Origin of the sequence: Paenibacillus tengchongensis, from assembly GCF_008973665.1 — a bacterium.
In the GTDB taxonomy this organism is placed as follows: domain Bacteria; phylum Bacillota; class Bacilli; order Paenibacillales; family Paenibacillaceae; genus Paenibacillus_AQ; species Paenibacillus_AQ tengchongensis.
This window is the reverse complement of the sequence record NZ_WACP01000019.1, coordinates 1-24,455: the sequence shown is the minus strand read 5'-3', so window position 1 is coordinate 24,455 and position 24,455 is coordinate 1. Positions and strand designations below refer to the sequence as shown.

At 53.1% G+C, this 24,455-nt stretch carries 24 protein-coding genes and 1 rRNA gene; 7 read left to right on the top strand and 18 right to left on the bottom strand.

What is annotated here, in order from left to right; translation table 11 throughout:
- Positions 1 to 24: 24 nt before the first annotated feature.
- The 7 genes from F1381_RS25105 to F1381_RS25075 all read right to left on the bottom strand — a co-directional run bounded on the left by F1381_RS25105 (position 25) and on the right by F1381_RS25075 (position 6,837).
- Positions 25 to 1,554, bottom strand: coding sequence for a radical SAM/SPASM domain-containing protein (locus tag F1381_RS25105; protein ID WP_151737573.1), 1,530 nt, complete (start codon positions 1,552 to 1,554; stop codon positions 25 to 27).
- Positions 1,535 to 2,560: a biotin synthase BioB gene (locus F1381_RS25100; RefSeq protein WP_151737572.1), complete on the bottom strand. Its 1,026-nt coding sequence runs from the start codon at positions 2,558 to 2,560 to the stop codon at positions 1,535 to 1,537. Before F1381_RS25100 ends, F1381_RS25105 begins: the two co-directional genes overlap by 20 nt.
- Positions 2,557 to 2,805 (bottom strand): acyl carrier protein, encoded by a 249-nt coding sequence (locus F1381_RS25095; protein ID WP_151737571.1) that lies wholly within the window; start codon positions 2,803 to 2,805, stop codon positions 2,557 to 2,559. The genes F1381_RS25100 and F1381_RS25095 overlap by 4 nt, the downstream gene beginning before the upstream one ends.
- A 13-nt stretch (positions 2,806 to 2,818) precedes the next feature.
- Positions 2,819 to 4,273, bottom strand: a complete 1,455-nt coding sequence (locus tag F1381_RS25090; protein WP_151737570.1) for a class I adenylate-forming enzyme family protein — start codon at positions 4,271 to 4,273, stop codon at positions 2,819 to 2,821.
- 24 nt (positions 4,274 to 4,297) lie between these two features.
- Entirely contained in the window at positions 4,298 to 5,644 is a 1,347-nt protein-coding gene (locus F1381_RS25085; protein WP_151737569.1) for a B12-binding domain-containing radical SAM protein, read from the bottom strand.
- A complete protein-coding gene (locus F1381_RS25080; RefSeq protein WP_151737568.1) occupies positions 5,626 to 6,501 on the bottom strand; it encodes a hypothetical protein in 876 nt (291 codons plus the stop codon). The genes F1381_RS25085 and F1381_RS25080 overlap by 19 nt, the downstream gene beginning before the upstream one ends.
- 69 nt (positions 6,502 to 6,570) lie before the next feature.
- On the bottom strand, positions 6,571 to 6,837 hold the full coding sequence (locus tag F1381_RS25075; RefSeq protein ID WP_151737567.1) for a hypothetical protein: 267 nt from the start codon (positions 6,835 to 6,837) through the stop codon (positions 6,571 to 6,573).
- A gap of 295 nt (positions 6,838 to 7,132) precedes the next feature.
- Here F1381_RS25075 and F1381_RS25070 point away from each other — a divergent pair, with 295 nt between their 5' ends.
- The gene (locus F1381_RS25070; protein ID WP_151737566.1) at positions 7,133 to 7,957 is read left to right on the top strand and encodes a carbonic anhydrase; all 825 of its coding nucleotides are present in this window, start codon (positions 7,133 to 7,135) and stop codon (positions 7,955 to 7,957) included.
- Between the two features lie 526 nt (positions 7,958 to 8,483).
- A complete protein-coding gene (locus F1381_RS25065) occupies positions 8,484 to 8,816 on the top strand; it encodes a hypothetical protein (protein WP_151737565.1) in 333 nt (110 codons plus the stop codon).
- A gap of 151 nt (positions 8,817 to 8,967) precedes the next feature.
- Here F1381_RS25065 and F1381_RS25060 read toward each other — a convergent pair whose 3' ends face one another.
- From F1381_RS25060 to aldA, 3 genes are all read right to left on the bottom strand, one after another.
- On the bottom strand, positions 8,968 to 9,456 hold the full coding sequence (locus tag F1381_RS25060) for a pyridoxamine 5'-phosphate oxidase family protein (RefSeq protein ID WP_151737564.1): 489 nt from the start codon (positions 9,454 to 9,456) through the stop codon (positions 8,968 to 8,970).
- Positions 9,457 to 9,640: 184 nt separating this feature from the next.
- Complete coding sequence (locus F1381_RS28490; RefSeq protein WP_187355560.1) at positions 9,641 to 9,814, bottom strand: helix-turn-helix transcriptional regulator; 174 nt, start codon at positions 9,812 to 9,814, stop codon at positions 9,641 to 9,643.
- A gap of 221 nt (positions 9,815 to 10,035) precedes the next feature.
- Complete coding sequence (aldA, locus tag F1381_RS25055) at positions 10,036 to 11,481, bottom strand: aldehyde dehydrogenase (protein WP_281349963.1); 1,446 nt, start codon at positions 11,479 to 11,481, stop codon at positions 10,036 to 10,038.
- 171 nt (positions 11,482 to 11,652) lie between these two features.
- Between aldA and F1381_RS25050 the strand changes: the two genes are divergently transcribed.
- From F1381_RS25050 to F1381_RS25040, 3 genes are read left to right on the top strand one after another with little or no spacing between them, the layout of a single operon-like run.
- Entirely contained in the window at positions 11,653 to 12,399 is a 747-nt protein-coding gene (locus F1381_RS25050) for a (Fe-S)-binding protein (protein WP_151737563.1), read from the top strand.
- Complete coding sequence (locus F1381_RS25045) at positions 12,396 to 13,823, top strand: LutB/LldF family L-lactate oxidation iron-sulfur protein (protein ID WP_151737562.1); 1,428 nt, start codon at positions 12,396 to 12,398, stop codon at positions 13,821 to 13,823. Before F1381_RS25050 ends, F1381_RS25045 begins: the two co-directional genes overlap by 4 nt.
- Before the next feature lie 2 nt (positions 13,824 to 13,825).
- Complete coding sequence (locus tag F1381_RS25040) at positions 13,826 to 14,506, top strand: LutC/YkgG family protein (RefSeq protein ID WP_151737653.1); 681 nt, start codon at positions 13,826 to 13,828, stop codon at positions 14,504 to 14,506.
- A gap of 202 nt (positions 14,507 to 14,708) precedes the next feature.
- Here F1381_RS25040 and F1381_RS25035 read toward each other — a convergent pair whose 3' ends face one another.
- Positions 14,709 to 14,903: a hypothetical protein gene (locus F1381_RS25035; RefSeq protein ID WP_151737561.1), complete on the bottom strand. Its 195-nt coding sequence runs from the start codon at positions 14,901 to 14,903 to the stop codon at positions 14,709 to 14,711.
- Between the two features lie 39 nt (positions 14,904 to 14,942).
- On the bottom strand, positions 14,943 to 15,236 hold the full coding sequence (locus tag F1381_RS25030) for a hypothetical protein (RefSeq protein WP_151737560.1): 294 nt from the start codon (positions 15,234 to 15,236) through the stop codon (positions 14,943 to 14,945).
- Positions 15,237 to 15,475: 239 nt separating this feature from the next.
- Here F1381_RS25030 and F1381_RS25025 point away from each other — a divergent pair, with 239 nt between their 5' ends.
- Complete coding sequence (locus tag F1381_RS25025; RefSeq protein ID WP_151737559.1) at positions 15,476 to 15,862, top strand: SET domain-containing protein; 387 nt, start codon at positions 15,476 to 15,478, stop codon at positions 15,860 to 15,862.
- A 191-nt stretch (positions 15,863 to 16,053) separates the two neighbouring features.
- On the opposite strand, the gene F1381_RS25020 is transcribed toward F1381_RS25025, so the two are convergent.
- The 4 genes from F1381_RS25020 to F1381_RS25005 all read right to left on the bottom strand — a co-directional run bounded on the left by F1381_RS25020 (position 16,054) and on the right by F1381_RS25005 (position 20,068).
- Positions 16,054 to 16,761, bottom strand: a complete 708-nt coding sequence (locus tag F1381_RS25020) for a DNA alkylation repair protein (protein ID WP_151737558.1) — start codon at positions 16,759 to 16,761, stop codon at positions 16,054 to 16,056.
- A gap of 173 nt (positions 16,762 to 16,934) precedes the next feature.
- Positions 16,935 to 18,044, bottom strand: a complete 1,110-nt coding sequence (locus F1381_RS25015; protein WP_187355559.1) for a rhamnogalacturonan acetylesterase — start codon at positions 18,042 to 18,044, stop codon at positions 16,935 to 16,937.
- A 269-nt stretch (positions 18,045 to 18,313) separates the two neighbouring features.
- A complete protein-coding gene (locus F1381_RS25010; RefSeq protein WP_151737556.1) occupies positions 18,314 to 19,090 on the bottom strand; it encodes an NAD-dependent epimerase/dehydratase family protein in 777 nt (258 codons plus the stop codon).
- A gap of 69 nt (positions 19,091 to 19,159) precedes the next feature.
- Positions 19,160 to 20,068: an ArsR/SmtB family transcription factor gene (locus F1381_RS25005; RefSeq protein ID WP_151737555.1), complete on the bottom strand. Its 909-nt coding sequence runs from the start codon at positions 20,066 to 20,068 to the stop codon at positions 19,160 to 19,162.
- Positions 20,069 to 20,242: 174 nt separating this feature from the next.
- Here F1381_RS25005 and F1381_RS25000 point away from each other — a divergent pair, with 174 nt between their 5' ends.
- Entirely contained in the window at positions 20,243 to 21,733 is a 1,491-nt protein-coding gene (locus tag F1381_RS25000) for a glycoside hydrolase family 43 protein (protein WP_151737554.1), read from the top strand.
- Positions 21,734 to 22,372: 639 nt separating this feature from the next.
- On the opposite strand, the gene F1381_RS24995 is transcribed toward F1381_RS25000, so the two are convergent.
- On the bottom strand, positions 22,373 to 23,221 hold the full coding sequence (locus tag F1381_RS24995; RefSeq protein WP_151737553.1) for a hypothetical protein: 849 nt from the start codon (positions 23,219 to 23,221) through the stop codon (positions 22,373 to 22,375).
- A 1,137-nt stretch (positions 23,222 to 24,358) separates the two neighbouring features.
- Positions 24,359 to 24,455, bottom strand: a 5S ribosomal RNA gene (gene rrf, locus F1381_RS24990); the annotation flags it as partial.

Below are 24,455 nucleotides of genomic sequence, written 5' to 3'. Positions count from 1 at the left end.
CCCTGCGTTTCCATAACAACCGCGTTACTTCGGCAGAGCTTCCTGATAGGAAGCAAGCAATTGCGGGGCAATTCCCAACTCGGCGGCATACTTCACGCACAAATAGGAAGGTCCCATGAAATCCCCCAATGCGATTTCCGAGGCGATTCTGCACTTCTTGACAGCCGGCCCGCACCGGTCGAAATAATCGCATTTTCCGCAAACCGTAAGCTCCTCCCGGGTATTCACCTTTCTTACCCGGTTCATGCCCTCAGAGTTCCAGACCTCCGGCAATGAATTTCTTGTCACATTCCCGCAATGGTCAACGGGCTTGCCCGAGTTGGCATAAATCATGCAAGGATAGACATCGCCGTTGTAATCGACGAACATTTGGCTGGTTCCGCCGTCGCAATTCATCAATACCGCCGGATCTCTTGGCTTCACCTCATACTCGCCGATTACCGTGTGATCCCCGCTGAGAATACGGTTTAGAAATTCCTCCGCGGCGCTCCGGGGTCGTGACTGTCCTTCCTGAAAAAGGCCCGCCGGAAAGTAGGGGTCGCTGTAGCGGAGCTCGACACCGGGACTGCCGGCGGATAGCTCACTCATCCGCTGCAGGAACCGAACGCGGGTATCCATATCCAGCTCCAGCTCTTGAATCTGCGGATTGCCGTCAAAGTTGAATACGGGGTGCAGATACAGGCTGTGGACATGATATTGACGGCAAACAGAGATTAACGCTTCAAGTTCGGGGTACAGGTCTGCAGTGGCCATGCTTTCGACGGCGGCTACCGGTATCCCCCGGCGGCTAAGCACTTCAAGCGAAGCGGTAATCCGCTGAAAGCTTCCCTTCACTCCCCGGATGCTATCATGCGTCTGCGGCGTTCCGCCATCCAGCGAAACATGCAGCTTCAGGCCGCCGGGCTTATGGTCCTGAATCCGCCGGAACAACGTCAGCCATTTCTCGTTAATAAGCATGCCGTTGGTATACAGAACCACCGTGTAGCTTCTGTTCAGGGAATCTTCCATGATTTCATAGATCGATTGCCACAGCAGAGGCTCCCCGCCCGACAGCACCAGATTCTCTACGCCATAGGCATCGAGATCATCGAGAAATCCCCTCATATCATCCAGACTCAGGATATCCTGCTGCTTGTAGTGCTTGTCGGATACGATACAGTGCTTACAGCGCAAGTTGCATTTGGGAGTACAGTTGATCATCACCGTCCGGGGGGCCAGAGGGATGCCTTGCAGATGAGCCTCTCCGCCGCTCCGGAGCAGCCTGGCGCTGCCTGCTGCCGGTGCACCGGGCGACAGTAATTCCTGCTCATTTAAAAAATCCAGGATTCCCTGCAGTTCCTCTTCCCCGTAATGAGCGGCTAGCTCGGCATAAGAGGTAGGCTGAATCAGCAGCGTAAGCAACTGGAAGATGTCCGCCTCCAAGGCGACCGTCCTGCGGTTAACAGTATCCCGTACATAATAAGAAGGAAACAACGGTAAACCGGCAGGAGCATCGGCATTCCTCCCGGCCTGGTCGACCAATAACAGGGAAGGCTTAGCTTGATACAATTTCATGATCCGTCTCCTTCGGAATAGCGCCCGGCGCCGATGCCGGATTCACGGATACGTCTGAAGCACGGAGTCCGGCTCCGGCAATCGTCTGCAGCGCGTGCCCCAGGGTAACTACGAAACGGTTCTCACCGTAAATATGGTATTTGCCGGATTCCCGCTTCGGCGTGTAGTTTACCGTTATTACGTTGGCCCCGGCATTCAGCCCGGCAACCTGGCCGCCCGCACGGATCTTCTCCAGTGCGCTTACCGAAGGAATGAGCCAATCCGGCGACAAGATCCGCATGATGGAGATGGCATTCAGCGACAGGTTGATGGAACCGTGCGGGCAGCTCCCAAGCGGTGTATGCGGCGCCGGCAAAAAAGGTGAAACACTGCACATCTGCACATTCAGCGACCGGGCCAGAAGAATGTCGTCGGCAATACTGTCCAGGGTCTGTCCAGGCAAGCCGATAATCATCCCGGTGCCCACCTCATATCCGATGTCCAGCAAATGCCGAATCGCTTCCAGCCGTTTATCGAGGGATTCATGGCGAAGCCGTTCATGATTGATCCGGTCACTGGTCTCAAATTTGAGAATATATCCCGTTGCGCCCTGCTCATACAGATAGGCGTATTCATTGGCCGATTTCACACCCAGGTTCAGAATGATATTCACCTCATCCCCGAACATGGACCGGATCTTGCGGATCGCGCCTCCGAGCATTCGGGTACCTGCCGGAGTCTCCCCTCCCTGCAAAAAGACTGTATGAATCCCGCAAGTTCTGATTTGTTCCACAGCCCCCAGAATTTCGCTTTCGTCTAATGCAAACACCTCGTTCATCTTCAGATTGTCGCGCCGCATCGGGCAGTAATCGCAATTGCATATGCACAGATTCGACACTTCCACTACGCCCCGGATGCAAACACCCTGCGGAAAGTGCTCGTTCCTAATATTCCGCGCCTGCTCAAAAAGCAGCTGCTGCTCGGCCCCGGCAGTTCCCAAAAGCTGAATAATCTCTTCTTTGTTCAAGCCCGCTCCCCCGCTTTCCCTTGTTGTTTCTCCATATATCCGATGACATCCTTAAGCCGCTCAAAGGTCATTAAGTCCGGATCAGGAATTTTGCATTGCAGCTCCTTCTCCAATTCAGCAACAAAAAAGAAAATATCAAAGCTGTCCAGCCCCAAATCCCGCAGCTTCATATCCTGATGAATACCTGAGGTTTGCACGGAAAAATGGCTGCAGAGCAAATGATAGACGAACTCCCGGGGTTCCATATACAGCTCCTCCTTAGTGAAGCTTTGCCATCAATGTTTTTTTGTTTACTTTCCCGCTGGTAAGCTTCGGCAACTCACTGCAGCCCAGCACGCGGAATTTCGTGAACGGAAGCGCCTGGTTCAGGAAACGGAGAATTTCAGGGTACAGCTGCCGGCGGTGCACTCCTTCTGAATAAAAGATGCCCACAGTATGACTGGTATCCGAATAGACTGCGGCAACCTCTCCTATACCGTCAATGTTCCTAAGCTCCTGTTCAAGCGCATGCAGAGAGACTCGTCTTCCTCCCGCCTTGATAAAAGAGTCTGCCCGGCCTGTAAATATGAACACGCCTTCACTGTTCCGCATAACCGTATCCCCGGTATGATAATAGCCGTTCAAGTCGACGGGCTGCCGGCCCGCCCAGCTCCAATACCCCTTCATGACGCACTCTCCGCGGATCAGCAATTCGCCGCTGTCCGGTTCAATCTGCAGCTCATATCCGGGCACGGGAAGTCCGAGAATGCTCTCCTGCTCCAGAAACATGTCTTCCGGCATGACGAGTACGATCCCTGAAGCCTCTGTACATCCCCACACGGAAATGAGCTTTTTCCCTATCCGGTTATAAAACCCTTCTCTAAGGTTATAGGGAACATGTTCTCCGGTTCCGAGCAGATAACGGATACTCTGCCAGTCCTCTTCGGCGGGACACAGCTTTAGCAGATTGGACAAGGTATGGGGAGTGGCAAGTAAGTGGGTGATCTGCCGGTGCCGCATATGGCGGCCGAAGCCCCGCAAATCATGATTGGCTAACACGAGACCGCAGGCTCCGAAGATGATGGGCCGGGTAAACAACTCATGGGGATGCATATCCGTAGCAAATAAACAGCAGTAGCAGTCCCCGTTCTCGAGCGGCAGACGCTCATTGACCAGTAAGGCATTGCGGATGAGCTCCCTGCTTCCTGTGCGGACGGCTTTGACATCGCCGGTGGAGCCGGAGGTGAGGTTATAGTAGACGGCATGGGCTTCGTTAACGTGGGAGACAAATCCGCTGCAGCTTCCCTCCAATTGATAGGGGATAAATACGCCGCAGGTCTCCTCTCCGCAGTCACGGGCCGCCCTGCTGATTCTGGCTATGGAATATTGCCGGTTATCCGGGTCAGCGTATCCTTCATACCGGATAACGATATTCATAGGAATCAAATCCAGGATCTTGCGGATCTGCCCTGCCTCTCCTTGCTCAGGCAGAGGGACGACAGATACCCCCAATCCTAAAGCAGCCAGGTACAGAAGCACCAGGGAAACGCTGCGGGGACTTGATATTCCGGCGATGTCGCCTTCGCGCAGCCCCAACCCGTACAGGTAGCCCTGCAATTCGCGAACCTTGAACAGGAGCTGGCCATAAGTCAGTTCCAGCTCCGCATCCGCCAGTGCGAGGCTTTCGCTTCTGCGGTTCGCCCACAGCTCCAAATACTCATTGAACGTATCCATTAAAGTTCACCTCTTTGAAGGGGCTTATAGCTCCGGACAGACCATCGTATGACGGGGATGTGCGGTTGCTTTGGGCTTCATTTGTTTATAGGCAGCGCGCCACTTGCTGATCTTGAGCAGCAGATTCATAGATACGAACCGACCGTCGAGATGAGTCAGCACATAATCAAAGATCCGCTCATCGAAGCCTAAAAAATGCGGAGCCAGCAGTTCATCCCCGGGTTGTCCAAGCAGCGTCTGCAGTCCGCTTCCCGGTGAGACCCGGATACCGAAGGAGAAGAACAGCTGTCCCGGTTCCAGATAACGGTTGGCAAACTCGCAGGTCTCCCTGACGGTCAACTCCGTTTCTTCCGGTCCGCCAAACAACAGCAGGCCTATGAGGTTGACTTCATACTTCCTGCACAGCTCAATAAACCGCCCGGCGGATTGAACGGAGAACCCTTTTCTGAGACTGGTCAGCATTTCGGGAGAGAAGGTATCGAACGAAACGCTCAAGGCCTTGCAGCCGGAAAGTGCGGCAAGCCGCAGAAACTCCTCATTTACCGTGGGCCTGGCGTATGCGGTCCATTCCAGGCCGGGCAGGTTGAGCTCTATCAGCAAATGGCAAAGATTGCGGGCATGGCCCGGCGAAATATTGATGATGGAGTCCGTAAAAAAAAGCTCTCTTACACCGATCTCGTACAGGTGAAGAATCTCGCTGCGCAAATGTTCCAGGGACCGGGTATAATTGGTGTCCCGGTCAAGCAGGCCGTAGGAGCAATAAATGCACTGCATCGGACAGCGGCCTCCGCACCGGGTAGGAATGCCGATTTGTCCTGCCCCGATCGCCATATAGGCCCGCACTAGGTCCGGTTCATATCTGATTTCAAAAGCGAAGCGTTCAGGGCAAGCCCCGGCAATAGCGATATGCCGTTCTCCCTGCATATCCCTGATATGATTACGGATAAACTGAAATAAGCTTTCCTCCGTGTCGCCGGTTATCGCGGCATCATAGGGAAAGACTTCGGCTAACCCTTCCGGATAGGCGGAAAGGGCACTGCCTCCCAGCAGAATTCTCGCATGGGGATTCCGCTGCTTTCCCCGATTTATAATCAAGTTTGTCATTTTCAGATAATCATCCACCAGATACTCCCCATCCAATTCCATGGAATCCAGATTTCTGATAGAGAAGGCGATGCAGTCGAATTCCCCGTCAGCAAAGTCCAGGCTTTCCAGCCAATCCGGCCGCCTTACAAAGTCGATAAAAGATACCTCGGCGCCCATCTCCAGCAGCAATGAGCGGATATAATTGGCTCCGACCGGAAACACAGGGCTAAATCCCAGACCCGGCAGCGAATTGAGGTTGACCAGCATTACTTTGTAGTTTCGCATAGGATTGTCCCTTTAATGGATTTGTACAAGTAATTCGTCTCATGGCCGCATTCATTGGTGTAGGGCGAGAAGCCCGAAAGACGCAAGAGGGTGATTTTTCGCAGATATTCCAGATTAATTCTGTATGTGGCGATGCCGTCACGGTCCACTTCAGCCAGCAATTGAATCACTGCTGCGGTTATATCCAGCTCCGGACTGGAGGAAAGGGTAAACATTAAGAACAGTGTATCTCCATAGATACACCAGCGGATCGCCGCGGCCATTCCCCGGATGTTCTCTCCGACATACCAGCCGGCGTTGGCATCCTCGAAGTCATGCTGCAGATTAACGCTGTCGATGAACGAGCTTTGATGCTGTGCAAGATCAGTTATAGCGGCACTATCTCCCGGAACGGCCAGCCGCCAGCGGCAGGAGTCGTCAGCCAGCTCCGCCTTCCGCAGCTTCTGCAGTCCGCTGTCCTCAAAAAACAAACGGTACACCGGCGTGCCTGAAGCACTGAATTCCAGTCGTTTCATCATCACAGACTTCCAGGAGGGCATATCGTCAATCCAGGTCATAAAGCCTTCAGTCATGCTTGCCGACAACGATTCCACCGCATGCTGAACAAGCTTGTAGCAGCTCCAGATATTATGGTTCTCGGGACGGACATACACACCGTACAGGAATCCCCAGCCTGACAGCAAAACCGTCCGGTGGCATCCCATAATGGTATTGTTGATCCTGAGCACGTCCCACCGGATAAGTCCGCTGCGCCAGGCCTGAATCTCTGCAGCAAGCTCCTTCATAAAAGGGATATTCAGCTTTGACATTTCTTCCAGGTCAGCAAGCGAAGCCATGTGCAGGATTTCCGTATCCATGTTTCATTCTCCTTAATTAAAAGCTGAGTATGGGGGAATCCATACTCAGCTCAACAGTAAGTATAATTATTACATCGGTTGGTCGCATGAACTCATGGCAATGTTTGATTTGTTGATGAATTCCACATTACTGGAGAGTTTATCAACAATCGTTGCGAATAATTGCGGATTCGCGCCCAATTGCTTGGTGAAATCGGCCAGACTGATACCCAGGCCGGCTTCCTTCAAAGCCGCATCCGGATTTCCTGCAAATTGTTTAACAAAATCGATATCTTCCATGCGCTCAAGCAAACCGGAAAACAAGACCTCTGTCTGCACTGCAGCAACTGCCGTCATAACTGTCACCTCCTTTCCTTATAGAGCTATAAAGAAAATCGATGTGTAAGTATGTGGGTTGCACTCATCTTACTTTCTTGATACTTTTTTGTCAATAATATCCATATATATTTATTTTTAGATTAATTTCTCCTTTGTAAAAAATAAACATTTATTGGTGTTAATTATACTTTTCTTGCTTAAATAGTTTATTTATGCATATAAATATGACTTTTTTCACTTAAATCACTAATCCCATTTATTACAATAAACTAATTAAAGTTTCCATTCACTCCCTGAGAAAGAAGGCTACGCTATGAACAGCATCAAAAGAGGCTTGCGGCTTCTTGTGCCTGTACTGTGCCTCGCGGCAGCTGCGGGCTGCGGCAATAACACCCCTCCTGAAGACAACGCAGAAGCGCCAAGGCCCGCAGCGGCTGCGGGTGCCCATCAGGTCCACTGGTCCTACGACGGCGACACATCCCCGGAGCATTGGGCCGAGCTGGACGAATTGTACACCGCCTGCAGTACCGGCCAAGCGCAATCGCCGGTCAATATCGTGCCTGCCAGTATCAAGGAAGCCGCAAATCTGGCTCCGATTCAGCCAGAATACAGACCCTCGCAGGTCTCCATGATCAACAATGGCCATACGATCCAGGTTAACCTGCAGAATCAGGATAACCGGTTGAACCTGGAAGGAAAGACCTATACGCTGCAGCAATTTCATTTCCACCTGCCCAGCGAGCATGAGGTGGACGGCAAGCATGCCGCGATGGAGCTGCACTTCGTGCATAAAAGTGAAGATGGTGCCCTGGCTGTGCTGGGGGTGATGATTAGCGAGGGAGAAGAGCATGCGGAACTGAATAAACTGTGGTCTTTGCTTCCGGCGGAGGAAAGCGAGGATGAGGTTACCGTAGATGGCACCTTTGATTTGGCCAAGCTGCTGCCTGCCGATCTCCATTCCTTCCGTTATCAGGGTTCACTGACGACTCCGCCTTGCACCGAAGGAGTTCAGTGGGTCGTGCTTGAACAGCCGGTACAGTGGTCTGCGGAGCAGATCGGCAGGTTCGCCGCCATTTTCCCGCATGACAACCGGCCTGTGCAGGCGCTGGGTGCCCGGGAGGTCGTGGCGGATCAGTAAACGGATCATCGTTCCTGCACTAACTGTCAATTAAGACCACCAACGGAATATGACAGAATATATGTTACACGAAACGCCTTTTATGTATTAATTATAATATATGGAGTACGAGGGGGATTCACTGTTCCAGGTGAAGTAAACCCACTGTCGAATATGTCCTCCTGGACCAAAATGACAAGTGGACAGATTCTCATACGATTACAGGCGAATTTAAAGATACCAACAGTCAGCTGACATTCAGCGTGCTTACGAATCAGCTTTACGCACTGGCTATCATCACTCATTCGTCGAATACAATCTACGGAAATTACTATGTTTATTAAATAGAAGAATACTGATCTTAAATGCAGCCTGATTTCTTTAATCAAGAAATCAGGCTGCATTTTTTTGTATAGGGGATCGCCGGTTTAGGATCATAAAAGTGAATATTTTCACCAAAGAGAGGGATAAATAGGATTGCCTGAATGCTTCAAAAACAAACGCTGTAGGTTGCCATACAAGATTAACATTAGAGGAAGTGATAACTATGGAAACATTGCCGCAGGAAGTGTTCGGCGCATGGCAGCATTCGTTCGAAGAGGACAACGGAAGAGTGACAGTCTTCCGCCCAGCAGGTTATTCCTTAGCTGCTGCCGGCGCACGGGAACAGCTGGAGATTAAACCGGACGGCACTTTTATCAGAACGATTCCTGGGCGCAGCGGGGGACTGGAGCCGGTCGCCGGTGAATGGCAGCAGCAGGGTGGCGAATGCCGGATTCAGTATACTTATCAACCAGCGGGTCAAGCGCCGGGCTCTGCCCCCCATTCGGTTGACATTGTCGAATGCTCTGCCGATATCCTGAGGCTGCACAAGCTGTAAGGGCGCTGGTTCCTGAACCATGCAGGCCGCTGGATACAAGTTCCGGCAGCCTGCTGCATCTATGGCTTTGTATGTACGTACCAAAAGCCTGCCGGGACAGGCTCGGCAGGCTCCCCGGCAGGCTGCTATTTTCACGTTCCCCGTTTATCCATTACAGCTTGATGGTCTGATTCATATCCGACTGCTCTGTATCCTGATTGGTCAGCCGCTTGAACATGTAGGTCGCCTTCTCGGCCAGATTGCCGCTCTTCCAGTATTCCGCCGATTCGGCATGCACCTGGATCAGAATCACATTCGGATCATCATAGCTGGTCTTCAGGAAAGCCTCATAGCCTGCATTCCAGAATTCCTTCTTCTTTGCCACGTCATTCACAATTCTGGCCACGCCGCGTATTGAAACATAGGATTTATCGGCGTAAACCACGTTCACCCGGGGATCATGAAGAATTTCATCAAACTTGCTGGTATCCTTCTTGGTCAGGAACCACAAATCCCCGTCGAATTCCACCTCTTGAGTCTTCATCGGACGGGAGACCAGCCCTTCGGGAGAAATCGTCGTAAACATCGCCGTATCGATCCCTTTGATCAGGTCTCTGACGGTTTCCACAGCTTCCTTGTGACTTTGGTTCGTTGCAGTCATGCTAGTCGCCTCTTTTCTTTCCGGATTATGGTTAGGTGCTCCAAACACATATAATATATTACCCGTTTGGCGCAAAACCTATCGGCCGCCTCAGGCAAGGGGCAGATTCAGCCGCCTGGATAGGCTACACCTGATGCAGCTTCCGGTACTGGGACGGATTCATTCCTTTCTTCCGGCGGAACACCTAACTGAGGTAAAAACCGTTCTCATATCCGCACTGCTCCGCGACTCTATCCAGGGACAGCCGCGTCTCGCCAAGCAGCCGGCAGGTCCGCTCGATCCGCAGTGCCGATACGAATCCGGACGGATTGATCAGAAACGCGGGATGCAGTCCCATGAGGGTTGTGCTTAATCTCATCTCAAATAGAAAGGCAGATCGTATGGCGTGGCGTACCGAGGTGCGGAGCGCGGAGTTTGAGACACCGGGCTACCAAGGTGTCATGCCCGGGCAGGCGTGGCCCTGAGCCGCACTAAACAAGGGGACCTTCCCAAGCAGCCGGTTTCACGGCTGACGGGAGGCCCCCTCTTTTTAAACTATAATTAGTATCAGTTCTCTTATCGCCTTAGCGCAGCATATCCTTAGTTCACCGACTTGTCATATTGCAGGTAGACCACCTGGGTCTGCAGATATTCGTTCAAGCCATGCTTGCCGTCGGCTCCGCCGATCCCCGATTTGCGCCAGCCGGCGTGGAAGCCCTGCATCGCCTCGAAGTTCTCGCGGTTGATGTACGTTTCACCGTATTTCAGGCGTTTGATGACCTTCATCGCCACGTTCAGGTTCTGCGTATAGAGCGACGAGGTCAGCCCGAACTCACTGTCGTTGGCCAGAGCAATCGCCTCATCCAGCGTCTTGAAGGAAATGACCGGAATCACGGGACCGAAAATTTCCTCCTGCACGATCTCCATCTCATTGGTGGCACCCGTCAGTACGGTCGGCTCGAAGAAGGCGCCTACACCATCAACCTTCTTGCCGCCGCAAGCGAGCTTCGCTCCTTCCTGAATGGCACGGTCCACCTTCTGCTGCACCGATTCCTGCGCGGCCTTGTTGATCAGCGGCCCCATCTGGATATCCGTTTCCTTCAGCGGATCGCCGTATTTAACCGCCTGCATCGCCTCGACCAGACGTTTAGTGAACTCATCCTTGATGTTCTCGTGCACGTATACGCGTTCTGCACAGTTACATACCTGACCTGTATTGATGACGCGCGAATCGACAATCGCTTTGACAGCGAGATCGAGGTCGGCATCGTCCATGACAATCGCCGGCGCCTTGCCGCCGAGCTCCAGACTGACCTTAATGATGTTCTCCGCTGCGGCCTCCATCACCTTCTGTCCGGCAGGCACGCTGCCGGTAAGGCTGACCATACCCACTTTCGGATTGCTGGCCAGCTCGTTGCCGACCTCACCGCCTCTGCCGGTTACCAGATTGAATACGCCGGGAGGAAGGCCGGCCTTATCGAGGATCTTGGTAAAAGCAATGGCGTTGTTCGGCGATTCCACGCTTGGCTTCACGACAATGGTATTGCCGGTGATGAGGGCCGGCGCCATCTTGCGGGCGATCAGGAAGAACGGAAAGTTCCACGGCAGAATGCCGGTCGTTACGCCGATCGCACGCTTAAATACAAAAATATTCTCATTATCCCGGTCACTTTGAACAATCTCGCCCTCATAGCGGCGCGCCCATTCTGCCATATAGTCCATATAATCTGCAGTAAAATTAACTTCAACGGTAGACAGCTCCAGCGTCTTGCCCACTTCCTCGGAAATCAGCCGGGCAATGGCGTCACTCTCGGCGCGGATGCCATCAGCAATCGCATGCAGATATTTGCCGCGCTCCACCGCCGGCGTTTCTTCCCAGGCTGCCTGCGCCGCTTCCGCCGCATCAATGGCCCGGATCACATCGTTTCTGGTGGCTTTGGGAACCTGTGAAATCACTTCATCCGTTGCCGGATTCGTTACGTCCATCCATTCCTTGTTCTCTGACTCCGTAAATTGGCCGTTAATGTACATCAGATGCTGTTCCACTGTCGCTTCCCCTCCAAGTTCGATTGTTCGTTTCCCATTTAATTGTAAACGTTATCAATCTTTTTTGTCAACAATATTCACATTTACCGGCTTTTTTTGTGTTGTTTTATATTGACTATTTGAGTTAAGCTAGAGTTGCAGAGGTGCAAATGCCAAGGTGGAGGGATTCCGATGAAAGTCAGCATTTTCTCGACATGTCTGGTTGACCTGATGTTCCCGAATGTAGGCAAAGCAATGGTAGAAGTGCTGGAAAGGCTGGGCTGTGACATCGATTTTCCGGCCTCGCAGGTCTGCTGCGGGCAGCCCACTTATAACAGCGGCTATCTGGAGGACTCCAAGCTTGCGATGAAGAATATGATGCTCGCGTTCGAGCATTCCGATTATGTAGTCGGTCCTTCGGGTTCCTGTATCGCCATGTTTCATGAATACCCCGAGGTGTTCCAGGGTGATCCGCAATGGGAATTGAAAGCGATTTCGCTGAAAAATAAATCGTATGAGCTCACGCAGTTCATCGTGCATGTGCTCGGCGTTACCGATGTCGGCGCCCATCTGGAGGGCGTAGCGACCTATCACCGCTCCTGCCATATGACCCGGCTGCTAGGGGAGAAGGAAACGCCCTTCCAGCTGCTGGAGCAGGTGGAAGGCCTGAGGCTAGAGCCGCTGAAGAACAGCGACAACTGCTGCGGATTCGGCGGCACCTTCTCGGTGAAGATGCCGGAGATATCCGCGCAGATGGTCGATGAGAAATGCGCCTGCGTGGCCGAGACCGGCGCAGATATTCTGATCAGCGCCGATATGGGCTGCTTGATGAACATCGGCGGCCGCCTCTCCCGGAATGGCCGGTCCATCCGCGTGATGCATATCGCCGAGGTGCTGAACTGCGTGCCGGCTGCGGCACAGGGAGGGAGAAGCCTATGAGCCTGCAAACGGATAACCGCAAATTCAGCGAGCGGACCGCCGAGGGCATCGACAACCCGTTTATGCGCAGCGCAGTCAGCTCGGCCCAGGACAGCTTGAAGACGCGGCGCCTGACGGCGGCCACCGCGCTGGGAGAATGGGAAGAGTGGCGGAAGGCAGGCCAGCAGATCCGCCAGCATACCTTAAAGCATCTCGATTATTACCTGCAGGAGCTGGCCGCAAATATTGAGCGGCGCGGAGGGCATATTTATTTTGCCCGGACCAAGGAGGAAGCGAGTGCCTATATCGGCCGCATTGTGGAGCAGAAGAGCGCCAAGCGGATTGTGAAATCTAAATCAATGGTCACAGAAGAGATCGAGCTGAATCATGTGCTGCTGGCGATGGGCTGCGAGGTGACGGAGACGGATCTTGGCGAGTACATTCTGCAGGTGGATGACTGGGAAGCGCCGTCGCATATCGTCGCGCCTGCGCTGCACAAAGACCGGAAGCAGATCCGCCGGGTCTTTGCCGAGCGGCTGGGCTATCAGGGGGACGAAACGCCGGAGAACCTGGCCCGCTTCGCGCGGGAGGTGCTGCGGCAGAAATTCCTGGAGGCCGACATCGGCATTACCGGCTGCAACTTTGCCGTCGCCAATCTGGGGGCGATCAATCTGGTCACCAATGAGGGCAACGGTGACCTGACCGCCGCGATTCCGAAGACGCATATCGCCGTCATGGGGATGGAGCGCATCGTGCCAAGCCTGGAGGAGATGGAGGTGCTGGATAATCTGCTCTGCCGGAGCGCCGTCGGACAGAAGCTGACCAGCTACATCACCGTCATGGGCCCCTCTGCGCCGGGAGAAGCGGACGGCCCCGAGGAGTTCCACCTGGTCGTGGTGGACAACGGCCGCTCCGATATTCTCGGCAGCGAATTCAACGAAGCCCTGCAGTGTATCCGCTGCGGAGCCTGCCTCAATGTCTGCCCGGTCTACCGCCACATCGGCGGCCACTCCTACGGGTCGATCTACCCGGGGCCGATCGGTGCGGTGATTACGCCGCTCTTGGGCGGATACGACAACTACAAGGAGCTGCCTTACGCCTCCAGCCTGTGCGCTGCCTGCACGGATGTCTGCCCGGTCAAGATTCCGCTGCATGAGCAGCTCATCCGCCACCGCCAGAAGATCGTGGAGCAGGGCCGGACCGGCACCGCCGACCGGCTGCAGATGAAGGCGGCATCCCGGGTGCTGTCCTCCCCTTCCCTGTTCGGCAAGGTGCTGCGCCTGGCGAACCCGGGCAGCCGCATGGTCAGCAGCCGGGGCCGGATTGTCCGCGGTCCGGGAATCGTTAAGGGCTGGATTAACGCCAGAGATCTCCCGCAGCCCGTGCGGCAGCAGGACAGCTTCCGCAGCTGGATGGAGAATCGTAAAGGAGGGGCCGGCAAGTGAACATGCAGCAATCCTTGAATTCGAACAACAACCAGGAATCCTTTCTGGATCATATCGCCGCCAAGCTGGGGCGCGGACGGATACATCACGTGGAGCGGCCGAAGCTGTTCCTGCCCGGGCGCAAGGATGCGCCGGCGACTGAAGAGCTTGTCGGCATCCTCAAGGAGCAGTGCTTCTTCATTCATACCCAGGTCATTGAATCGAGCCCGGTTATTTTGCAGCAGACGCTGGATGATCTGCTCGCAGCGAACGGCGGCGGAGCTGTCCTGGTCTCCGCCGACCCGCGCTTCGCGCAGTACGGTCTGAAGTTTGCGGACCCGCTTCTCTGGGAAGCGGCGGCCGGACGCGATGAGAACATCCGCCGCGCCGCTGCGGCGGGTACCGCCGTCGTCTTCGCCGACTACGCTTTGGCGGAGTCAGGCACCATCGTCGTGGAGAGCCGTCCCGATCAGGGCCGGGCCTTCCATTTCCTGGCTGAGCACTACATCGCCGTCATCGAACGTTCCCGAATCGTGCCGCGCTCCACACAGGCCGCAGCGGACTTGAACCGCCGGGTAATGACAGGCGAACCTATCGGTTCTTGTATCAACCTGATCTCCGGCCCGTCCAACTCGGCCGATATTGAGATGCAGCTGGTGGTCGGCGTCCATGGCCCTCTGCGGGCAACTTACGTGCTGATCTGACCGCCGGGCGCTTTTCGGACATCTACACCGTAACTCCGAGTAACGAACTCAGATGCAGTTATTGATCAATAGGGCACGGTTTTGCCTGCCTGCGCGGACAGGAGCACGCTTATTCAATACATTGCACTTACATCTGTATGTGCAGCCGGAGTAATCGCGCCTTTGTCCCTTCAGCCGGCCAAGCCGGGCTTTTCACCCTGCATCACTTTCGCACAATCGAGCCATAGCCATCCTTCTCTTGAACCGTCTGCTGTGCAATTATTCTGCCATCCCGATCATAAGCCTTGATCTCAAAGGGCGTGAATTCTCCGGCCGGGAGCTGCACGAACCAGATCCGGTGTCCCGTCTCCGTTCCGGCCAGTTCTGCGGTGTAGCTGTCGCGCGTAAACTTGGCCATCCGTCCACATCCCTTCCTGCCAGATGGAGCTCTCTACTCTCATTTATAATAAGCTTGATAAGCATAGACTGTAAATGAAACCAGCGAGATCAGGAGCGAGCTTCTAAAGAATAGAATCAGCTGGTCGGCATTTAAGCTGAACAGATACAAGTAGGAAACCTCTGTAGCTTCCTGCATAGTGGGCAGATAACGGTACAATAAGACGATGGCGTTGAGTGCGAACAAGAATGCAGACACCAGACACAGCACTTTAAGCTTCTCCTCTGCCCTCAAGGCGAAGATGAACAGCAGCAGCAAGCATAACGCTGTAATTACGCCGCCAATAAAAATCATTGTTACAGCCTCCTTTGGCAGTTTGCTACTCTTATGCTCTCCGGCCGGTTCCCGGATTCCAACATATACCATCCTTATTACCCCTGTCTGTAAGGTATTGCCCCCCTTAAATCCATTTGCCCCCGTTCTCTATACGGCGATGAGGAAATGGTTTAATGCTGACCTGCTTGCCCTTTTCCGCCTGCCGGGTTACAATGATGCGAACGCAGAACTTGGAAAGGGCTAGCGGTGACCATCAAATGATTAAAGTAATGATTTCTGAACGCAGCAAGGGAGAATTCAACCGCGGGGTATTCGCGACCCGGGACATCGTCAAGGGCGAGCTGATCCATGAAGCGCCCGTTATTCCATACGAGAATGAGGACCATGAGCATATCGAAAAGACGATTCTGGCCGATTATGCCTTTGAATACGGCGCGAACCACACGGCCATCCTGCTCGGCTATGGCAGCCTGTTCAATCATTCCTCTTCCGATGCCAATGCCGTCTATGAAATTAACTTCGATAACCATACCTTCGACTTCTATGCCTATACTGATATCAAGGCAGGCGAAGAGATCCTGATCAACTATAACGGAGAGATCGATTGCAAGGATCTGTTGTGGTTCGAACAACCGGAAGAATAACGGCACTCCGCTGTTTGGGGACTGTCACAAAAGTAGTTTTCGCACCATTGATAGCCAAACTATGCTAAGTACAGCAAAAAGTGCCGGGCAGCGATCCCCATTATGGCGGGTCGCCGCTCGGCACTTTTGTTCTACTGCAGCTTTGTTTATGGTGGTGAGCAAGGGAAAGCCCCGGCGGATAAGCTTCACTGTCAGCATCTGACATGCCGGCGCTTAAATCCGAGCTGGCCTTTATCAATGGCCTTCTGGATATTGGCATAAGCATGTATGTGCTTGGTCTTGAGCTTGCCCCGGTCAACCTCCACCGGTCCTGCTTCCCGGGCGGCTTCAGCCGCCTTATCGTGAAGCGGCACGTAAGATACCGCCACAGAATATAAGAAATTATTCATCGAATATTGGGTGCGCTCGGGCGAAGTGTGGATGTTCTGCCTGACAAGATCCAGCATGCCGGCAAGCTTGTCCCGGTCAAACTCATGGTCCGGCCGGCTGCCGAGCAGCCAGCAGTAACAGCTCCAGCCTGCCGACATCCGCAGCTCTTCCCCGCTGGCGATCCACTTGTCGGCTACCTGCTGGGCAATATCCGCTTCGGCCAGAGTCACGGCAACGACAAAGTCAGACAGCATATAGAAATAGGCACCATCCATCCAGCGGTCATAATCCGCTTCCGTCATGCCGTTGGGGTCGGCAATAATGCCGGCGAAATACATCGCATCGTAGTTCCCTGTAGCATAAAGCTGCTCGGCAAGCGGCTGGTTGATGCCGGTCCGCTTGAAGATCGGCTTCATCGCCCCGGTTGCCACGCCGAACAGCGGCTCGTGCGCCCCGTTTGACATATACATCTTCTTGGTCCGTTCCTTGCCGAGCGCCTCAAGCTCCTGCATAACCGTTTCGAGATTCATCTTCACACTTCCTTTATGATGAGATAACCCTAAAGAAAGTGTACTGTAGGGATAATCCGGCCGCAAGCCTATGTAACATTTGGCTGATCCTCCACCAGTAGCTACAGCACCGGAGCCGATGGCGAAGGCCGAACCATTGAATCTGGTCTGGTCCCAACCTCCATTCCAATGCGTTAAATGAACGCTTTCGCAGCTCCCGTTTCTTCACCCGTGTGCACATGCTGCCAAAGAGGCTCCACCCGGGCCTCCATCAGCCCCTTGGCCACCAGCCGGGCGATCTCGGCCGCTCCCCTTTCAGAGAAATGGGTGTTGTCCTCGGCGCCCTCCGGCAGACACGGGTATTGCCCGGGCTTCGCCCACAGCAGCACCTCTTTGGTCCGTTCCCCCCCTAGCTCTTCGTAATACGCTTTGCTTAAGGCAGCCAAGTCAACGAACGGCACCTTCTCCCGCTCAGCCAGCTGGCGCATAGCTTCAATATAGTCGCCGTGCGTATTGCGGATCGTCCCGTCCTGCTCAAAGAAACGCCGGTGCATCGGAGCGATAAGCACCGGGTACGCTTCTTTTTCCCGGGCAAGGTCAATATATCTCTGCAGATAAGCCTGATAGCTGGTGAACGGCTGCGTCCCGCCCTCATTATCCTTCTCGTCGTTATGGGCGAACTGGACGAGCAGGCAATCTCCCTTGCGCAATTTTTTGGCGATCCGGATCAGGCGGTTCTCATTAATGAAGCTCTTGCTGCTGCGGCCGCTGCGGGCATGGTTGTCGAGGGCAACCCCGCTGTTCAGGAACACGCCGAGCATCTGGCCCCAGCCCGTATAGGGGAATTGTCCCGACGGCTGGTCGGTGACGGTTGAATCTCCGGCCAGAAATACGGTAGCAATGCTTGCCATCCGCTTGACCTCCACATAATGCACGGCAGGCGCCGCACCGCCGAAAGCAAGCTTCAGCTGGCCGTCATTCACATGCACATCGAAGGTCTTCGTTACGCGCTCGCCGGCCCCGGTTCTCCATTCGTACAGCCGCAAATGGCCCAGCCCCTCCTTCACCGTCGTTACCGCTTCACGGTCCGGAGCTCCCAGCGTCAGCGTCACCCGGTAATTTCCCTTAGGCACATCAATCAGCAGCGAAGGGACAGCGGGGATGTAATAATCCCCCGGCCAGGAATCCTCTAAATCCTCATTTTTTGAGGGCACGGTTGAGTCAGAGTAGCCGTAGCCCTTCGCCATATCATATTTACACTGGAGATCAGGCGCAAACGCGCAGCCAAATTCCAAGTCCGGCACGATAGTTATCCTCCTTTTTTTGATGAGCATGGTTGGATCAAACTATCGTTTAAAATATCACAATAATGACTGCACTTCTCCGCCTATATGCGCAGAATACGAATGAACGCCGCTTATATTGCTTCCGCAAGAGCCGGCGGCCAATCCATGAATTAGAGGAACTGGGGGAGCCCGCAGCGACCGCCCGATGTCTGTACGCAGAAAAGCCCGCGGGCAGCGTCATGCTGGCCCGGACCTTCCCTGGGAGCGGAGCTGCGGCCATCCCGAAGCTATGCCTTCTGTCCGCCCTGGTATATCGTCTCATCCTGGCGCACGTCTGCTCCCCCGGCCTTCGCCTGCTCCAGCAGCTCAGTTGCGTCATCCTGGGGCTTATAACCAATAAGCTCCTCCAGATAATCGATGTTATAGTAATTGTCGCTGTTGGCGGAGGTGCCGTACAGGTTCAAGTAGGTCATCTGCTCATTCGCTTCAATACAGCAGATTACCAGCTGCAGCATGTCGCGCTCCGAAATCCAGATATGCCCGGCACGCTCGGAATGGGGGCGGTCATCCCCGGGGAAATTGCCGATTCGGATATTAATGGAAGAGATTTTTCCCTGATCGGAGTACAGCCGTCCCAGCAGTTCAATATAACATTTGCTGAGGCCGTAGAAGCTGTCCGGGCGGTAAGGGTCCAGCGGCCCCGGAGTCTCATCCGTCTTGTAATACCCCATAGCATGGTTGGAGCTGGCAAAAATCACCCGCCGCACGCCATTCTGCACCGCCGCTTCCATCAGCTTATAGGCGCCGCTTACATTTCCTGCGAGTACCTTACCCAGAAAATCATCATGATCCTTGATCCAGGCGAAATGCAGCACCGTGTCAATGCCTTGGGTCAATTCAGCCAGCCGCTGCTCATCCGCAATGTCGAGCTGTACAATTCCCTGTTCGTTATCCGCTTCAATATCCGTACCGACGATGTCATACTTTCCGTCTTCCTTCAGACCCCTGTAAATGGTATTTCCGATGACACCGGCTGCACCGGTCAGCAGCACCTTCCGTTTCATGGATATCCCTCCCTTGTTCGTTGTTATTTATTACCCGCCCGGGAAGCGATATACCTGTGAAACTGCAAGTTAACCGCCAAGCTGCACACGGACCACAATATCCTGGTCATGATTGCCGAATCCGGCTCCGTACAGCGTTAATCCGCCGACGTTCGCGGCTTGCTCATCCACGGAGAAGCGCAGGGTCCAGAACGGCTCCTGCAGCTTAAGGTCGCCGGTGCTCACTTCCGACAATCGTTCCCCATCCATATAAGTGCCTGAAGCGTCGATAGTAATCGTCTTCAGCAGCCCGTACTGGTTCACATTGCGGTGCCACCATTCCGGGGTATATTTGCCCCGCGCCGCCCGTCCGAAATCCGCCGGGCTTGTCCAAGTACCGAGAAACACGCCGTTGAAGGTGAAGCCGATATCCGAAGGCCAGTCATCTTTGAGGCCAGGCGCTTCCGAAGCGATCTCCATCGAGATTTCCAGCGCAGCCGCCGTCTGGTCGGACCGCAGATAGTTGGGCATTTTATATTCCACATAGCCCCAGCCAAACCACAGAATGCCCGCATTTACCCGTTCCGGGTCCAGAAAATAGCGCGGATCGTCCCAGACGCCAATCTCCTTCTCATGCGTACCGAGCCCGCAGGTGGGATGAACCTCAAACGCAGTGTAATGTCCCACCGGAATACTCTGCTCGCTGAACTTGGCGGACCTGCCTGCGGAGGGCAGCTCAATTTCAATGGTCTTCTGCTTAAGGAAGCACAGCTTATGCGTCCCTCCGTGCAGCCGCGCTCTGCGGCTTCCGGTCAGCCCGGCCTCCTCCAGCTTGCGGATATGCATAGTAATAATGGAGGGACTAAGCCCGACCTGCTGTGCAATATCCTTCACATTCATTTCGCCGCCGGCCAGGAGGCCCATAATCCGCCAGCGGACCTCGCTGGCCAGCGCTTCATACAGCGGCATGTACTTCGGTTCCCCGTTCGCTCTGATCATCCTCTTATTCCCCTGCCCGTCATAGTTGAAATCACATTTATATTAATTTAATTGATTTAGCTGAAACATTCAATCCCGTTCCATTGCAAGTTAAAGTCTATTGGTGTTTAATTTGCTTAGAGTCCAAGCATAATGAATTCTTATAGATGTGAATTTAATCAAGAGGTGAATGATATGAAATACAATAACCCGGTCGTCAAGGGCTTTTATCCGGACCCCAGTGTGATCAATGTAAACGGCACCTACTTTATGGTGTGCAGCTCTTTTCAATATTTTCCCGGCGTGCCGCTGTTCAAGAGCAAGGATCTGCTCAACTGGACGCAAATCGGCCACTGTCTGACCCGCGAGAGCCAGGTGCAGCTTCGCACCGTCGGCAGCTCCGGAGGGGTATTCGCGCCAACGATCCGGCACAACGACGGGCGGTTCTACATGGTGACAACCAATGATACCACCCGCCAGAACTTCTATGTCTGGACCGACGATATTTATGGCGAATGGTCCGAACCGGTTTATGTCGACCAGGGAGGGATCGATCCGGATCTGTATTTTGAAGACGGGAAGACCTTCTTTATGAGCAACGGGACGGATGATTTCGGCGTCGGCGGTGTGGTGCAATGCCAGATTGATATTGCCACAGGCAGCAAGCTGAGCCCAAGCCGCTCAATCTGGCAAGGCTCAGGCGGACGTTATCTGGAAAGCCCCCATATGTACAAGATTAATGGCCTGTATTACTTAATGGCGGCGGAAGGAGGAACCGAGTACGGTCACATGGTAACTTATGCGCGGTCAACCTCGGTTACGGGGCCCTTCGAGCCGTATGCGCATAACCCCGTTCTGACCAACCGCAACCTGGGCGGCTATGAGCTGCAGGGCGTCGGCCACGGCGACCTCGTTCAGGATGAGGCCGGCAACTGGTGGATCTTCCATCTCGGCTTCCGCCAGACCGGACGGTGGCTGACCTATCATCACCTGGGCCGCGAGGTCTTCCTGACACCGGTAACCTTCGGCGAGGACGGCTGGTTCACGGCAGGGCACAACGGCACTACGCTGATGAGCTTTGAGACCGACCGGATTCCGGACAGCGCCGTTCAGCAGGAGAAGAAGCTCTATACGTTCGGGAACACGGACTGGAACCTGGACTGGTGTTATCTCCGCCATCCCGCTGCCGACCATTATGAGCTGGGTGCAGACAGCCTGAAGCTGAAGGGCACCGAAGTCACACTCGACGCTCCGGCATCGCCGACCTTTATCGGCCTCCGGCAGAGGGATTTCGATGCAGTGATTTCCTGCCGGGTCAGCCTTAAGACTGGTGAAGCAGGCATCACCCTGTATATGGATGAGAACCACCATTACGATCTGGCTATCACCAAAGCGGAGCAGGGCTACAGGGTGATTGAGCGGCTGAACATCGGCGATATTAAATCCGTTGAACATACCGTGGATTTGGGGGACGTTAATGAAGCTACACTTGTAATTAAGTCCGCAAATGAACGTTACAGCTTCTACCTCCAGTCGGAAGCGGGAGAGATACTCCTCGGAACGGCACAGACCCGTTACCTCTCGTCCGAGGTCGCCGGCGGCTTCACGGGCGTGCTGATCGGCCTGTATACTGCCGGGAAAGGCTCCGAAGCAGAATTCTCCAGCTTCAGCTGCGAGTATCTGTAATTTTAAAAAGACGGTTCTTCCGCGATGTGCGGGAGAACCGTCTTTGTGCTGTGTTTGCATCAAAACTAAACTGACATAATTATGTTGGCCCGGAATGCGGCCGCTGTTTTGTGAGGAGTTATGTATGACTTGGCTGGAATGCTATTTAATTTTGTTCTGTTATATTAGCTGTTGAGCATGGCCCATATTATCAGGACTGCATTCCGGTTGTTCACAGGGATGCAGTCCCATCTTCGCTGTTATTTTTCTATAGTCCAGTATTGCGCGACAATTTGAAGAGCATCAGCCCTTTTCTCCTCGACTGCTTGGGACTAGCTTATACCGGTGCTCGAAGTATAGGTGGCCATAGCCTGAATCAATTGCTCGATTTGCGCGTTTTGGATACGGGTTCCGTCCTTGGCCACAAACTGCTCCGTTTGATAGGCAGGGCCGGAATGCCAATGAGCAATAGTAAGCCCGCAATGTGCTGCAGCTAGGGACAAGAGTCTGCCGGAGAAGAGAAGGCAGTACCAGTTCATCGGTAAGCGTATTTTTGTAAGCAGTCATACGGAATCCGTTCTCCTCCAAAACGAGTCGCCTGCTTGTGAACATAAATCCATATGGTTCATCCTCCTATATTTGATAGATTAAATGCAACGATTACAACGCCAAGTCATAAAGTGAACTGCAATTGATCTTTAGGTAATCAGGAATTTCTTCTGCGATCTTCACATTGTCCAGTGGCAGCCGGCAGGATTTATAGGGGGCTGTGGATTCGAGCTGATACAGCGATTCATCCCTGAGCTCCGTGTTGTTTCTTTGGTCAAGCATTTGCAGATAGGCTTCATGCTGTGCGTTATTGCCTGCTGCTTTTGAAAAAAAGAGGGTGACTTTTCCCCTAAGTTCATATTCATGCATTCGTTCGATCAGCGTCCCGATCTTGCCGATGAGAGATTGATTGAACTCTCCTCCCGGCTCCTCTGTCTTCCAATAGGTGAACAGGTTAATCTGAAGCTCTTCACCACTCCAATACTGGAGCTGCTCGCTTGGATCGGCACTCCATTCCTCTGCTGCAATTTCGGGTAACGGAGCATGAAAGTTCCTTTCTATATCCGCTTCGTAGTAAAACTCTTTATCCAGTCCAGCCTCTCTGAAGAGTTTGGACATGGAAAAGTTAAGCAGGTAATTATCGCTGTAAATCCGTATCTTTTCATGGTCTACATTCGTGATAAAAGTGATGCTGGGATCACTGTCAGGATAAGCTCTCATTGTCGTTTCCTCAAAAGAGCTGTAATAAAAGACAGAACCCGGAATGACACTGAACGATTCACCGTATTGCTCAGCCAGATAGCGCTCCGCCAGCCGGGCCTCTTCCTCCTTGCCCCAAGTCAGTTTTTGAAAAAGCTGGCTGCCTCCCAGAATAAGAAACGGGGCAATCATTACCAAAGCGGCCAAGACAACAAAGACAATAAGCCCAATTCCAATCTTATTTGCGATTTCAAATCCCACCTCTTTTGCTTGAATGATTTATTCTTGATAAGCAATCGGAACCCATTGCGATCCGATCAGCTTTATCTCATCCTTATACTTCAGATAGACTATTCAGATTGGAGCCCTTAGGAAGACGGCCTGTCAAAGATTGATTGACCGTGCCTACATATTTTTCTGCTTCTGGTTTTCCTTCCCCAGCCAATTCCAAAGTATACAGCTCGCCTTTATCGGAGAGTACCTGTATTCCGAAAGGACCACATTTTGGCTGGCCCAGCTGTTCCTTCCTGCATTATGTCACGCCTGCAGCCAATGGCAATGCCGATCTTTTCGGGATGCCCTGACCTGGTTTTGGGAGAGAAGAAAATAATTTCACCGCTCCATCGCTCAGTTAATACTTCTTTGGAAACGAGCTGGCCTTACCTTTTAAGGGATCAAGTATTAAGAATTGTTCTTCTTGAATTTTAGCGAGGACCAGATAAGTTCCGTCGCGGGTGGCAAGCACGGCAGGCAACGGCAGCTTGTACAGCCGTTTAAGAGGGGGGTTGTTTTCTTGGACTTAAGACCTAACTCCCGTGCCGCTGTGATCATTTGTACCGTGTTCACAGCCTCAACACCGATAGCAAAAGTATGCCGGATTAGTTCATAATCAGCCGATAAATAATGATAATTGGCATAATGACGAGGCAGTATAAACCTGTGTCAAACACCTTTCATCCTAAAAAAATTTATTCATTCCATTTTTTCTTTTATAAATTAGTAATATAGTATCACAACAACTCAAGTAATTATTGTAGAAATTTGGAATCGGAAGAACTTTCTCGTTTGATGAAGCTGACTCTCTCGACAAAGACTAGATGACATTAAAACACAAAAAGCAACTTGCCAGTAGACAAGTTGCTTTTTTAATTTCCGTGCGCTGCAATCTATAATGCATTCTCCGGCTCATAGTGCTTATCCGTGCTCTGTTACCATAGGCTTCTCCGTAAAATGCTTATCAGAAAATGTGATAGATCCCAGGACGAATGCGGATATCAGCAACCGGCAAGCTGGAGGAAATCGTGGATGCGATGCAGGTCGATCATCGCAGACAAGTTGCTTATTTAAAAACTCATGAACAAAAAAACCACTGTTGACTAATCAACAGTGGTCTTCAGTGCTTGGCGGCGTCCTACTCTCCCAGGACCCTTCGGTCCAAGTACCATCGGCGCTGGAGGGCTTAACGGTCGTGTTCGGGATGGGTACGCGTGGAACC